The organism is Stenotrophomonas sp. STEN022 (genome assembly GCF_056760155.1).
In genome coordinates this window covers 27,681-41,145 of the sequence record NZ_JBRREG010000035.1, presented here as the reverse complement: position 1 = coordinate 41,145, position 13,465 = coordinate 27,681, and the positions used below count along the sequence as shown (strand labels likewise).

11 protein-coding genes are annotated in these 13,465 nt (G+C 64.5%); 4 read left to right on the top strand and 7 right to left on the bottom strand.

The annotated features are described in order from the left end of the window. Positions 1-219: 219 nt before the first annotated feature. Positions 220-633: a winged helix-turn-helix transcriptional regulator gene (locus tag ACVOMF_RS09470; protein ID WP_481509058.1), complete on the bottom strand. Its 414-nt coding sequence runs from the start codon at positions 631-633 to the stop codon at positions 220-222. Between the two features lie 105 nt (positions 634-738). Here ACVOMF_RS09470 and ACVOMF_RS09465 point away from each other — a divergent pair, with 105 nt between their 5' ends. Further along, positions 739-1,779, top strand: a complete 1,041-nt coding sequence (locus ACVOMF_RS09465; protein WP_481509057.1) for a pirin family protein — start codon at positions 739-741, stop codon at positions 1,777-1,779. A 179-nt stretch (positions 1,780-1,958) separates the two neighbouring features. Here the strand turns inward: ACVOMF_RS09465 and gap are convergent, their stop codons facing one another. After that, positions 1,959-2,960, bottom strand: a complete 1,002-nt coding sequence (gene gap / locus ACVOMF_RS09460) for a type I glyceraldehyde-3-phosphate dehydrogenase (RefSeq protein WP_282268943.1) — start codon at positions 2,958-2,960, stop codon at positions 1,959-1,961. A gap of 209 nt (positions 2,961-3,169) precedes the next feature. On the opposite strand from gap, the gene ACVOMF_RS09455 reads away from it, so the two are divergent. Then, positions 3,170-3,817, top strand: coding sequence for an OmpW/AlkL family protein (locus ACVOMF_RS09455; protein ID WP_481509056.1), 648 nt, complete (start codon positions 3,170-3,172; stop codon positions 3,815-3,817). Positions 3,818-3,930: 113 nt separating this feature from the next. After that, the gene (locus ACVOMF_RS09450; protein WP_481509055.1) at positions 3,931-4,755 is read left to right on the top strand and encodes a S1/P1 nuclease; all 825 of its coding nucleotides are present in this window, start codon (positions 3,931-3,933) and stop codon (positions 4,753-4,755) included. 36 nt (positions 4,756-4,791) lie between these two features. On the opposite strand, the gene ACVOMF_RS09445 is transcribed toward ACVOMF_RS09450, so the two are convergent. Genes ACVOMF_RS09445 through ACVOMF_RS09435 form a run of 3 tightly spaced genes read right to left on the bottom strand, consistent with a single transcriptional unit; the run spans position 4,792 to position 7,352 of the window. Beyond that, on the bottom strand, positions 4,792-5,340 hold the full coding sequence (locus tag ACVOMF_RS09445; RefSeq protein ID WP_481509054.1) for a hypothetical protein: 549 nt from the start codon (positions 5,338-5,340) through the stop codon (positions 4,792-4,794). Positions 5,341-5,365: 25 nt separating this feature from the next. Beyond that, on the bottom strand, positions 5,366-6,991 hold the full coding sequence (locus ACVOMF_RS09440; RefSeq protein ID WP_481509053.1) for a TonB family protein: 1,626 nt from the start codon (positions 6,989-6,991) through the stop codon (positions 5,366-5,368). Further along, on the bottom strand, positions 6,978-7,352 hold the full coding sequence (locus ACVOMF_RS09435; protein WP_282268950.1) for a BlaI/MecI/CopY family transcriptional regulator: 375 nt from the start codon (positions 7,350-7,352) through the stop codon (positions 6,978-6,980). Before ACVOMF_RS09435 ends, ACVOMF_RS09440 begins: the two co-directional genes overlap by 14 nt. A 118-nt stretch (positions 7,353-7,470) precedes the next feature. Between ACVOMF_RS09435 and ACVOMF_RS09430 the strand changes: the two genes are divergently transcribed. Then, complete coding sequence (locus ACVOMF_RS09430) at positions 7,471-9,429, top strand: acetyl-CoA hydrolase/transferase C-terminal domain-containing protein (RefSeq protein WP_481509052.1); 1,959 nt, start codon at positions 7,471-7,473, stop codon at positions 9,427-9,429. A 536-nt stretch (positions 9,430-9,965) separates the two neighbouring features. Here ACVOMF_RS09430 and tkt read toward each other — a convergent pair. Beyond that, positions 9,966-11,972 carry a transketolase gene (tkt, locus tag ACVOMF_RS09425; protein ID WP_481509051.1) on the bottom strand — a complete coding sequence of 669 codons (2,007 nt, stop codon included), beginning with the start codon at positions 11,970-11,972 and terminating at the stop codon, positions 9,966-9,968. A 183-nt stretch (positions 11,973-12,155) separates the two neighbouring features. Next, positions 12,156-13,463: a dicarboxylate/amino acid:cation symporter gene (locus tag ACVOMF_RS09420; protein ID WP_481509050.1), complete on the bottom strand. Its 1,308-nt coding sequence runs from the start codon at positions 13,461-13,463 to the stop codon at positions 12,156-12,158. Positions 13,464-13,465 lie beyond the last annotated feature (2 nt).

Genomic DNA, 13,465 nt, shown 5'->3' with positions numbered 1-13,465 from the left:
CCCCCCCCCCCCCCCCCCCCCCCCCCCCCCCCGCCGCCCCGCCCCCGCCCCGCGCCCCCCCCCCCCCCCCCCCCCGAAGCTGATGGATCGTCAGACGGCATGGATGCCAAGAGCTTCAGCATCTTCAGCTTCGCGGCTGACGCCGCTCCCACACCGAATGCTGCTCGCGCAGCACTGGCATCGGTCTGGTTGTCGGGTGGCGAGTGGACAGCATCGGCCTTACAGCGAGACTTCCCCTGCATCGCGCTGGCGTTCATCGAATTCTGACCGCGCCTGATCCATCTGCGGCTGGTGCGCCCAGGCCCATTGCAGCAAGGCATCCACCGGCTGCAGCAGGGATTCCCCCAATCCGGTCAAAGCGTAGTCCACCTGCGGCGGCACGGTCGGGTAGACGCTGCGGCTGACCAGACCATCCCGCTCAAGCCCGCGCAAGGTACGCGCCAGCATGCGTGGCGACACGCCGCTCAGCTCCCGCCGCAGCTGATTGAAGCGGCGCGGTTGGCCGCGCAAGGCGATTACCGCCAACAGACTCCATTTCTCGCCGACACGATCCAGCAGCAACCGCATCTGTTGGCAGTAGGCAGCAGCGTCATCTGCCGCCGGACCAGTATCACCGGTGTCAGTTACTGTCATCGGCGTGCCTCCTTGTGGCCTAGAACCGCGCACCCATCAATAGAGCATGTCGACGCGGGTGGGCGCCAGCCCAGCAACGCGGCCCCAATAACCAAGGAGTTACCGATGTCCAACCTGATCCTCCGCAATGAGCCGCTGGGCCGTCCGTGGCCGGGCACCGACCCCTTCCTGTTCTGCGCCCATCACCTGGACCGGTATCCGCCAGCCACCGCCGAGCAAGGCGTGGACATGCGCCAGCTCGGCGGCCGTGAGCTCGGCCATGACTTCAGCGGCAAGGACGGCTTCAGCATGTACCACGGGGTCAACGTGCCGGGCTTCCCCGCGCACCCGCACCGTGGCTTCGAGACCATCACCATCGTGCCGCAGGGGCTGGTGGACCACGCCGATTCGCTGGGTGCGACCGCGCGCTACGGCGATGGCGACGTGCAATGGCTTACCGCCGGTGCTGGCACCCAGCATTCGGAGATGTTTCCGCTGCGCTCGCTCGAACACGCCAACCCGTTGGATCTGTACCAGATATGGCTGAACCTGCCGCCGCAAAGCAAGATGGCCGATCCTGAGTTCGTGATGCTGTGGGGCGAGAACATTCCCAACTACCGCATCGATGGCGTCGAGGTGAAGGTGATTGCCGGCCGTTATGTCCCGCAGGAAGCCGGCCATGCCGAGCTGGTGCCGCTGGCACCTGGGCGCAGTTCCTGGGCCGCCAATCCGCACGCCGATGTCGCGGTCTGGCAGATCACCCTGCAGCCGGATGCTGCGGTGACCTTGCCACCCGCGAGCGGGCAAGGCACGCGACGCACGCTGTACTTCCACGACGGGAAGCAACTGCACTTGGATGGTGATGAGATCACTGGGCCACGCTTGCTCGAAGTGGCCGCCGGCAGTGCCTTGCCGCTGCACAACAGTGGCGATGACGTGGTGCAGATCCTGTTGTTGCAGGGCGTGCCAATTGGTGCGCCGGTGGCGGCGTATGGCCCGTTCGTGATGAATACCGCCGAGGAGATCGAACAGGCACGGCGGGATTTTGGCCGCACCCAGTTCGGTGGCTGGCCGTGGTCCAGCCATGGCCCGGTGCACGCGGCTGGGCAGGGACGGTTTGCCAGGCATCCGGGCAGTGATGGGATTGAGTTGCCGCCTGCGAAGTGAGGGGTTCGGGCGAACGCGCTGCTTGCAACGCCGTGTAGGACGGACAAGCGCAAGCGATGGCAAAGCCACTGCAACAGCCCCCCCTCCCAACCCTCCCCTTCACCTTCGGAGAAAGGGAGGGCTTTGAATGCAGAACGGGCGCCTTTCGGCGCCCGTTCTGCTTGCAGCTGTTGCGTGGATCAGGCGGCGACGACGCGCACCATTTCCAGGCACTTGTTGGAGTAGCCCCACTCGTTGTCGTACCAGCTGACCAGCTTGACGAAGGTGCCGTCCAGGGCGATGCCGGCTTCGGCATCGAACACGGAGGTGTGGGTCTCGCCACGGAAGTCGGTGGCAACCACCTTGTCTTCGGTGTAACCGAGGATGCCCTTCAGCGCGCCTTCGCTCTGTGCCTTCACTTCGGCGCAGATTTCAGCGTAGGTGGCTTCCTTCTCCAGCTCGACGGTCAGGTCGACCACCGACACGTCCGAGGTCGGCACGCGGAAGCTCATGCCGGTCAGCTTCTTGTTCAATTCCGGGATCACCACGCCCACGGCCTTGGCAGCACCGGTGGAGGACGGAATGATGTTCTCCAGGATGCCGCGGCCGCCGCGCCAATCCTTGTTGGACGGGCCGTCAACGGTCTTCTGGGTAGCGGTGGCAGCGTGCACGGTGGTCATCAGGCCACGCTTGATGCCCCACTTGTCGTTGATGACCTTGGCCAGCGGGGCCAGGCAGTTGGTGGTGCACGAGGCGTTGGAGACGATGCTCTGGCCAGCGTAGGTCTTGTGGTTCACGCCGAACACGAACATCGGCGTGTCGTCCTTGGACGGGGCCGACAGGATCACCTTCTTGGCGCCTGCGTCGAGGTGCTTCTGCGCGGTTTCCTTGGTCAGGAACAGGCCGGTGGACTCGATCACCACGTCCACGCCCACTTCGTCCCACTTCAGGTTGGCCGGGTCGCGCTCCTGGGTGAGGCGGATCTTCTTGCCGTTGACCAGCAGGTCGCTGCCCGACACTTCCACGTCGGCCTTGAAACGGCCATGCACGGAGTCGTACTTGAGCATGTAGGCCAGGTAGTCCGGCTCCAGCAGATCATTGATGGCCACGATCTCGATGTCGTTGCCGAAGTTCAACACTGCCGAACGCAGCACATTGCGCCCGATGCGACCGAAACCGTTGATGCCGACCTTGATTGCCATGTTCACAAGCTCCTGCAGCCGCAAAAACGTTGCGGCGGGGTGGAAAGGGGACGCCATTCTAGCAGGACCCATGCCCGCTCCGTGGCCATCGCCCGTCCCCCCGCAGCTGAGCGCCAGCTGAGCGCAAACCCCTGTTTGATCAGGATCAAAGCGGTACCCGAGCGCTGACCGGACACTGGCGCCACCTCCACCAAGTAACGGAATTACACATGCGCAAGACCTCCGCCCTGCTGCTCTCCGCCATGGCCGCCGCCGTGTCCCTGGCTGCCGCCGCCCCCGCGATGGCCCAGTCCAAGGGTGATTGGACCCTGGGCGTCGGCGTCCACGCGGTCGACCCGAAGTCCGATGCCGGTGATCTGAACGGCGCCGCGCTGGGCCTGGGCAAGCTGTCCACCAAGGTCGACAGCGACGTCAAGCCGACCGTCACCTTTGAATACTTCGTCGCCGACAACATCGGTATCGAAGTGCTGGCAGCGCTGCCGTTCAAGCACGACGTCAGCATCGACGGCGTCGGCAAGGTCGGCGAAACCAAGCAGCTGCCGCCGGTGGTCTCGCTGCAGTACCACTTCACCAACAGCAGCAAGGTCACCCCGTTCGTCGGCCTGGGCGTGAACTACACCAAGTTCTTCAGCACCGACAGCAAGGGCGCGCTGGCTGGCACCAAGCTGAAGCTGGAGGACTCGTGGGGCCTGGCCGCCCATGCGGGCCTGGACTTCGCCGTCAGCGACAAGGGCGCACTGCGCGTTGACATGCGCTGGGCCGACATCGACACCAAGGTGAAGGTCAACGGCAACAAGCTGGGCACCGCCAAGATCGATCCGCTGGTGTACGGCGTGGCATACGTCTTCAAGTTCTGAGACTAGCCGCAGTTTAAGCAACCCCCAGCGAACGCGCCCCCGGTCACAACCGCGGGCGTGTTTCGCCATCTGGCGCACGTAGCCGATGGCAGCGCAGCCGTTAGAATGGCGGCATGAACAAGCTCCACCGTCTCCTGATGCCGGCAATGGGCATCGCCATCGCTGTCTCCGCAACCCTCCCCGGCCAGGCACTGGCATGGGGCGCGCAAGGTCACCGCCTGGTCGCGCGTATTGCTGAAACCCATCTTGACCCGCAGGCCCAGGCCGAAGTCGACCGGCTGCTGGCAAGCGAGCCCGGGGCAACCCTCAGCAGCATCGCGCCCTGGGCCGACCAGCTGCGCGCCAATGATCCCGACCTGGGCCGGAAGTCCGCCGGCTGGCATTACATCAACATGGCCGAGGACGGCTGCATCTACCAGCAGCCAAAGCACTGTGCCGATGGCAATTGTGTGGTGGAGGCGCTGAAGGCGCAGTCGGCAATCCTCGCCGACCGCAGCCGCAGCGACGGCGAACGCCTGCAAGCACTGAAGTTCGTGGTGCATCTGGTCGGTGACCTGCACCAGCCGCTGCACGCCGGCTACGGCCACGATCGCGGCGGCAACACCTACCAGCTGCAGTTCAACGGCCGCGGTACCAACCTGCATTCGGTCTGGGACAGCGGCATGTTCTACACGCTGCAGTTGAACGACGATCAGTTCCTGCAACGTCTGCAGGCGCTGCCAGCACCGGCACGAACACGCGCACCAGACCTGCAGCGCGATCCCGCCTTGTGGGCCGAGCAGACCTGCCACATCGCCACCCGCAAAGGCCTGTACCCGAACGGCCACAAGATCGACGAGCGCTACACCGCCGTATGGGAGCCGGTTGCCGAAGCACAGCTTCGTCTGGGCGGTGAACAGCTGGCTGCCTTGTTGAACCAGCTGCTCGATACTCCCTGAGCAATCAACGCGCCTGCACCACGTGCAGGCGCATGTTCAGTGCAAGGCGTCCTCGCGCCGCACCATTGCCCTGCCCTCGATCACCTCGAAGGTGAAGGCATAGGCCAGGGTTACCGGCACTACCTCGATACGTAAGGCGTTACTGCAGTCTCCATTCGACGGCGCCTGCACACCCGCAGCGTAATGACAGACGGCAGCCGGCTCGAACGACCAACCGGAAGTGGCTGCCAGCGCCGCCTGCAGCAGGCCTGCGTTGGCCGCGTCACTTCCCGCGCCACACACCGAATGCGCCAACAGCGGCGCGCTGCGTTCCACTCGCCCCTGCGCATCAAGGATGACGTTCACGCATACCGTGGTGGCATCCAGCGAACGTCTTGCGTACTCCGACGGCAACACCGGATCATCGGCACTTACGGCAACCGGCATGCGGAAGCTTTCCGTGGCGGCCAACTGATAGGGCTGTATCTCGCCTGCACCGCCGGACGACTCGGGCGTCAGCATCTGCCGGTGCTGGTTGAGGTTGAAACTGCTACTCGCCTGCTCCTTTGCTGGCTGCGTCGCGCAGCCTGCGAGCACCAATACCATCAGCATAACCGCATGCCCGCGCACCTCAGCTCCTGCTCTGGGTTTCGGTGTAGTGCATTTCGTCTTCGTCCATATCAAACGAGATCGGCACCCGGATGAGCCCGGCGACCGGCTTGCCGTCCTTCATCGCCGGCGTGAAACGCCACTGCCTTGCAGCGGCAATCGACACTTCCTCGAACACCCCCTTGGGATGCGCCTCGGTGACGACCACGTCGGTCGCCCGACCTTCGGCATCCACCGCGATACGCAGCACCACCTTGCCACTGGTGCCACTGTCGATCGCAACGCGCGGATAGCTGGGCGGCGGCATCCGCCCGGCATTCGGCAAGGCAACCTGTTCGGTCTTGCCGGATGCTGCCGATACGATGGCCGGATCTCCAGCCGCCAGGGCGATTGATCGCAGCTCCAGTACCCAGGTCGAGCGCCCGTCGGCGGTGGATACTTCGATGCCTGCGGCCACATCGGGCTTGATCAGCAAGGTCGGCGACGAAATCAGGTCCCCGTTCGCCTTCAGCGTGCCTTTCAGCGTGAGCATGCCATCGGCGGCCGGCTGCAGGGTGAACTCCGCTGCCCACTGCACGCCCTTGTCCGAGCTGGCACTGAAAGAGAACGGCGTGCCTGCCGACTGCTGCAGCTCAAAGCGCTGCCTGGTGCCTTCCAGCGTCGCCTCCACGAAGGTGGCATACACCGTGCCCTTCCCGGTCGTCGTCGAGGTCGATGAAGAAGACGATGTGGACGTCGATGAGGACGTGGACACTGCCTTGCCCGGCTGCGCGGCCCAGGCGGTATAGCCGAAAGCGGACGACAAGCCCAGCGACAGCACCAACATGGCACACCACTGCTTCCTGCCTGGTACGGGACGCTTCAACATGGCAATACGCTCCTTCAATGGATGATGGTTCTGCCAGTGACACCCCACCGGCAACGGGGACGCGGCCAGCCCGGTCTTGAGCATGGCCTCGCCATAACTGCGGCGTGCGCCCGACACCTGGGCAATCACACGTTCGTCGCAGGACAACTCCTGGTCTTCGCGGCAGCAACGCAAACCGAACAACAGCAGCGGGTTGAACCAGTACAGGCACTGCAACAACGCCAGCAGTGCGTTGATCGCGATGTCGCCGCGTTGCAGATGCACGCGCTCATGCAGCAGCACCAGTTGCTGCTCGATCGGCAGATAGCGTTGCTCGAAGCCAGCTGGCAGCACGATCCGCGGCCGCAACAAACCCATCGCTGCAGGCAAGCCCGCCACTGCCTGCGCCTGCCACAGGCCGTCATCGCGTTGGCTGAGCCGCCCAAGCCCCTGCTGGAATTTCCGCTGCTGGCGATACAGGCGCAGCGCCATCAGCAACACCCCGGCGAGCCATGCGCAGCAGAGCCACAACGGCCAATGCGCTATCACGGCGGGACCCGCAACCACCGCCTGCCCAACCTGCACAGCCACTTCACTGACCCGCATCGGCACGGGCGCCACCTGTGGAGCAGGCAGCAGCACCGCCAACAGCGCCACCGGCAACAGCAGCCACAGCAGATAAGCAGCACTTGCCCCCAGCCAGTGCCGCAGCGGCCGGCGCAGAACGAGTGCCAGTGCAACCGCCGCACTGCTGGCCAGGGTGGTCTTCAGCAGCAGCGCAAGGATCTCAGTGCTGCTCATCGTCGAGCCCCTCCAGCAGTTTGCGCAGCTCGGCCACGTCCTCGCGGCTGAGCCGCTGGTGCTGGCTGAAATGGGCGACCAGCGGCGCAACCCGACCATCAAACAGGCGCTCGATCAGGCTGCTGCTTTCCTCCAGCAACCAGGCATCGCGCTGCACCAGCGGCGTATACAGAAAACGCCGCCCCTCCTTGGTTGCACTGATCGCCGCCTTGTTGAGCAGGCGGTTGAGCAGGGTCTTGACCGTGGCTTCGGCCCAGTCATTGCCGCCGGGCAGTCGCGCGATGACCTCGTCTGCAGACAGCGGGTGCTGCCCCCAGAGGACTTCCATGACCACGGCCTCGGCCTCGCTGATACGGATCATCGTTTACGCCTGTAATTTTTAGCGATTACACGAGTAAACGAAAGCCATGTCAAGCCCTCACCAAGTGATTCAGGGCAGTCATGCTGTAATGCCAGCACCCCCGCAGATACCGGACACCATGCCCCATCACGTGACCGACCTCGACGCCGCCGTGGACTGGCTGCTGAGCAACATCCAAGGCCCACTGCGCATCGGCGCCCCGCTGGCGTTGGGCAAACCCCATCGTTTGCTCAATGCCTTGTATGCGCGTATCGAACACGACCCGGCGCGGCCGCTGCAGTTGTATACCGCCTTGTCGTTGAACCCGCCGAAGGCGAAGGGCGACGGACTGGAAGCGCGTTTCATGCGCCCATTCGTCGAGCGTCACTTCGGCAGCGATTTCCCTCGTCTTGCTTACTCCGACGCCATCGCCCGCGATGCGTTGCCTGCACATGTGCAGGTGGAAGAGTTCTACATGCAATCCGGCGCGCTGCTGCGGTCGACGCAGGCACAGCGCTACTACACCAGCCTCAACTACACGCATGCCGCCGATGCAGTTGCGCAGCGCGCGCCGAATGCGATCGTGCAGAAGGTGGCCTATCGCGAAGGCAGCCACCAGCTATCGCTGTCGTGCAACAACGACATCACCCAGGACACGCTCGACGCCATCGCCGCGCGTGGCCTGCCCAAGCCCTTGCTGATCGCCGAGATTGATCCGCAACTGCCGTGGCTGGGTGGCACCGCCGCCGTTGATCCGGACTTCTTCGATCTGGTGATCACCCCGCCCGGTCCCTACCCGCGGCTGTTTGGCCTGCCGCGGCAGCCGGTCAGCGATGCCGACTACGCGATCGGCCTGTATGCCAGCACCCTGGTGCGCGATGGCGGCACCTTGCAGATCGGCATCGGCACGCTGGCCGACGCGCTCAGCCACGCGCTGGTGTTGCGGCACACCGACAACGCACGCTACCGGCAGATCCTGCACGCGCTGGATCCGCAGATCGCCGAGCACCCGCTGGTGCATGAAGCAGGTGGGCTGGGGCCGTTCGAAATCGGCCTGTACGGCTGCAGCGAGATGCTCAACGAAGGCTTCCGCAAGCTGGTGCAGACCGGCGTGATCTGGCGCAAGGTGCATGACGATCTTGGCCTGATGCAGCGCCTGGCCGACGGCACTGCCAGCAATGGTGACCGCGGCCGACTTGCACGCGAAGGTGAGTACCTGCACGGTGCCTTCTACCTGGGCTCGGCCGAATTCTACGACTGGCTGCGCAATCTCCCCGATGCCGAACGCGCTGCCATCGGCATGCGCCGCATCAGTGAGATCAACCAGCTCTACGGCGGCAACGAAGCATTGGAACGCCTGCAGCGCCGCGATGCGCGCTTCTTCAACTCCTGCATGATCGCCAGTGCGCTTGGCGCAGCGGCATCGGATGCATTGGAAGATGGCCGCGTGGTCTCCGGTGTCGGCGGCCAGTACAACTTCGTGGCGATGGCGCATGCCCTGCCCGATGCACGCAGCATCCTGATGTTCCGTGCGACCCGCGAAGATGGTGGCAAACCGCAATCCAATGTGCGCTGGAACTACGGCCACACCACCATCCCCCGCCATCTGCGCGATGTCTTCGTCAACGAGTACGGCATCGCCGACCTGCGCAACCTCACCGACGAAGACTGCGTGGTCGCGATGAGCAGCATCACCGATGCGGCATTCCAGCCGGCGCTATTGGATCAAGCCAAGGCCTCGAAGAAACTCGCCGCCAGCTTCAGCGCGCCAGCACAGTGGCAACAGAACCGCGCAGGGGTACTGCGCGCGAAACTCGCCCCGTTCCGTGCCGATGGCAGTCTGCCGGACTACCCGCTTGGCAGTGACTTTGATGCCGTTGAACAGGATCTGGTACGCGCCTTGGGCTGGCTGAAATCAGCGACTGCGACGCCGATGGGCAAGCTGCGCACCGTCGTTGCAGCCTTGCGCCAAGCGCCCGCCGAGAACGATGCGATGTACATGCAGCGGATGGGTCTGGAGCGGCCTGCCAATTTTGGCGAGCGGCTCAATGCGGGCTTGTTGCGGGTTGGTCTGGCGCGGAGTACCGGGAAAGCTTGATGGTGTGCGTCGCAATCTGATCGCACACCGGGAAGCCTGTTTTTTGTGGGAGCGGCGTAAGCCGCGAAGCTGACAATCGGCAAAGGCATCGATAGCCAAGGGTTCTCAGTTTCGCGGCTTACACCGCTCCCATAATGGTTGATGTACCGGGGAAGCCCTCGAGCATGGCTCGGCACTACAGATCTGCCCCCTCCCTTTCGCGCAGCGAAGGGGAGGGTTGGGGAGGGGTTGCCTTCCGCTGGGAAAGCCCCTGCCGAGCATGGCTCGGCACTACAGACCTGCTCCCTCCCTTTCGCACAGCGAAGGGGAGGGCTTGGGAGGGGTTGGCCTTTCGCGGGGAAAGCCCCTGCCGAGCATGGCTCGGCACTACAGACCTGCCCCCTCCCTTTCGCGCAGCGAAGGGGAGGGCTTGGGAGGGGTTGGCCTTTCGCGGGGAAAGCCCCCTGCCGAGCATGGCTCGGCACTACAGTTGGGGCGAAGCCAAAACAAAGGCCGGGTTTCCCCGGCCTCTGTTCAAGACGTACAACGGAAGGCTATCAGCCTGCGATCTGCGCCTTGGCAGCTGCCACAACCGCTTCGGTGGTGATGCCGAAGTGCTTGTACAGCTTGTCGGCCGGGGCCGATGCGCCGAAGGTGTCCAGACCGATGACTGCACCGTCCAGACCCACGTACTGGCGCCAGAAACCGGTGACGCCGGCTTCGACGGCAACACGCTTGCGCACGGCATTCGGCAGCACGGACTCGCGGTAAGCGGCGTCCTGGCGGTCGAACACGTCGGTGCACGGCATCGACACCACGCGGGTCTTGATGCCGGCAGCGTCCAGCTCGGCCTTGGCGGCCACAGCCAGACCTACTTCCGAACCGGTGCCGATCAGGATCACGTCCGGGGTACCGGCGGCGTCAGCCAACACGTAACCACCGCGCTCGATCTGCTGCACCTGCTCGGCCGTACGCGGCTGCGGGGCCAGGTTCTGGCGGCTGAAGATCAGGCAGCTCGGGCCGTCCTTGCGGACGATGGCAGCCTTCCAGCTGACCGCCGATTCGGCCGCATCGCAGGGACGCCACACATCGTTGTTGGGGATGTAGCGCAGCGAGGACACGTGCTCCACCGGCTGGTGGGTCGGGCCGTCTTCGCCCAGACCGATCGAGTCATGGGTGAACACGTGGATGACGTGCGCCGGGATCAGCGCGCTCATGCGCAGCGCGTTGCGGGCGTAGTCACTGAACACCAGGAAGGTGGCGTCGAACGGCAGGAAACCGCCGTGCAGGGCCAGGCCATTGGCAATCGCGCTCATGCCGAACTCACGCACGCCGTAGTGCACGTAATTGGCATGCGGGTCTTCGCCGACCACGGTCTGCGCACCCTTCCACAGGGTCAGGTTGGAACCAGCCAGGTCAGCCGAGCCGCCGATGATTTCCGGCAGCAGCGGTGCAAAAGCCTGGATGGCGTTCTGCGAGGCCTTGCGCGAGGCGATGTTCGGCGCTTCGGCCTGCACCTGGGCGATGTAGGCATCGGCCTGGGCAATGAAGTCAGCCGGCAGTTCGCCGTGCGAACGGCGGGTCAGTTCGTCGGCGTCGGCCGGGAACTGTGCGGCGTACTTGTCGAACAGCTGTTCCCACTCGGCCTGGCGCAGGGTGCCGGTGCCGCCAGCGCGCCAGCCGGCATAGATTTCTTCCGGGATCTCGAACGGGCCGTAGGCCCAGTTCAGCGCCTTGCGGGTAGCTTCCAGTTCGTCCTTGCCCAGCGGTGCGCCGTGGCTGGATTCCTGGCCAGCCTTGTTCGGCGAGCCAAAACCAATGGTGGTCTTGCAGCAGATCAGGGTCGGCTTGTCGAACTGCGACAGCGCCTGCTCGATGCCGGCCTTGATGCTTTCCGGATCGTGGCCGTCGACGCCACGCACCACATTCCAGCCGTAGGACTCGAAGCGTGCCGGGGTGTCGTCGGTGAACCAGCCTTCCACTTCACCGTCGATGGAGATGTTGTTGTCGTCCCAGAAGCAGACCAGCTTGCTCAGGCCCCAGGTGCCAGCCAGCGATGCGGCTTCGTGCGAGATGCCTTCCATCAGGCAGCCGTCGCCCATGAACACCCAGGTGCGGTGGTCGACGACTTCGAATTCCGGGCGGTTGTAGCGCTGCGACAGCAGCTTCTCAGCCAGCGCGAAGCCCACGGCATTGGCCAGGCCCTGACCGAGCGGGCCGGTGGTGGTTTCCACGCCCGGGGTTTCATGACGCTCCGGGTGACCGGCAGTGCGGCTGCCCAACTGGCGGAAGGCCTTCAGTTCCTCGATCGGCAGGTCGTAGCCGCTCAGGTGCAGCAGCGCATAGTGCAGCATCGAGCCGTGGCCGTTGGACAGCACGAAACGGTCGCGGTTGAACCACTTCGGGTTGTTCGGGTTGTGACGGAGATAGTCGTTCCAGAGTACTTCGGCGATATCGGCCATGCCCATCGGCATGCCGGGATGACCGGACTTGGCGGCTTCTACCGCATCAGCGGCAAGGAAACGGATGGCGTTCGCCAACTGGCGGCGGGTGGGCTGCGTCATGGGTCGTCAGAATCAGGAGGCTCCCGCGGAACTGCGGGCGGCCTATTGTCCCACAAGCTACCGCCGGGATCAGTCCGGAAAGGCTGACGATAGTTTGCATTCGTTTCGCCTGAGAGGAATACGTCCCAAGCAAAACGGCCACCCTGAACCGGGTGGCCGTGGTTACCGCAAACCCGCCGGAACTCAATCCTGCGGATGATGCCGGCCGACGCTTTCGTCACTCTCTCCGCGCGCCACCAGGGTGGTCAGGGCCAGGTCACCGGTCACGTTCAGCGCGGTACGGCACATGTCCAGGAAGTGGTTCACACCCAGAATCAGGCCGATACCGGCAGGATTGACGCCGACCATGGCACAGATCAGCGCCACCACCGGCAGCGAGCCGGACGGCACTCCGGCAGTACCGATACCGCCAAGGATGCAGACCACCATCACCATGAACTGCTGGCCGATGCTCAGGTCCACGCCGAAGAACTGCGCCAGGAAGATCACCGTCACGCCCTCGAACAGCGCGGTGCCGTTCTGGTTGGCGGTGGCGCCGACGGTCAGCACGAAGCGCGAGACCTTGTGCGGGAAGCCCATCTGGTCGGCCACGCGCAGCGCGGTCGGCAGGGTCGCATTGGACGACGCGGTGGAGAACGCCATCACCGTGGCTTCCTGGGTCTGCCGGAAGAACTGGATGGGCGAGCGCCCGGCCAGCTTTACCGCGATGCCGTAGCTGACAAACATATGGGTCGCCAACGCCAGCACCACCACGCCCACATAGGCGCCCAGCTTGATCAACAGGTCGAAGCCGAAGATGGCCGCCAGGTTGAACATGAAGCAGGCCACGGCATACGGCGCCAGGCGGATGACCAGGTTGATCAGGGTCATCGAGATCTCGAACAGGCCTTCGATGCCCTTGCGCAGCGTGGCCACCTTTTCGGCCGGCGACAGCACCATGCCGATGCCCAGCATCAACGCGAAGAACATCAGCGACAGGATCTTGCCGTTGTCCGAAGCCGCGTCGAGCACGTTGTTGGGAACGATCGACAGCAGCATGTCCAGGCCCTTGGGCGCGGAGCCTGCACCGGCCACGATCGCCTGGCTGCGCTCGGCGTTCTCGGCCAGCAGCTTGGCGGCTACCCCCGGGTCAACACCGGCGCCGGGCTGGAACAGATTGACCAGCACCAGGCCGATCAGGACCGCCACACCGGACAGCACGATCGTGTAGGCCAGCGACTTCCAGCCAATGCGTCCCAGCGAGCGGATATCGCCCATCTCCGACACGCCCATCACCAGCGCCGAGAAGATCAGCGGCACGATCAGCATGAAGATAAGGCTCAGGAACAGCCCGGAAACCGGCGTGGTCAGATAGGTGGTCACCGCGTGCACCCAAGCCGCGTCAGGGCTGACGAGGTGCACGAACAGGCCCAGCAGCAGACCGAAGCCGAAGCCGATCCCTATCTTCCAGTGGAACGGCATTTTGGCGGTGGTCTTGGCGGCATTGGCCATAA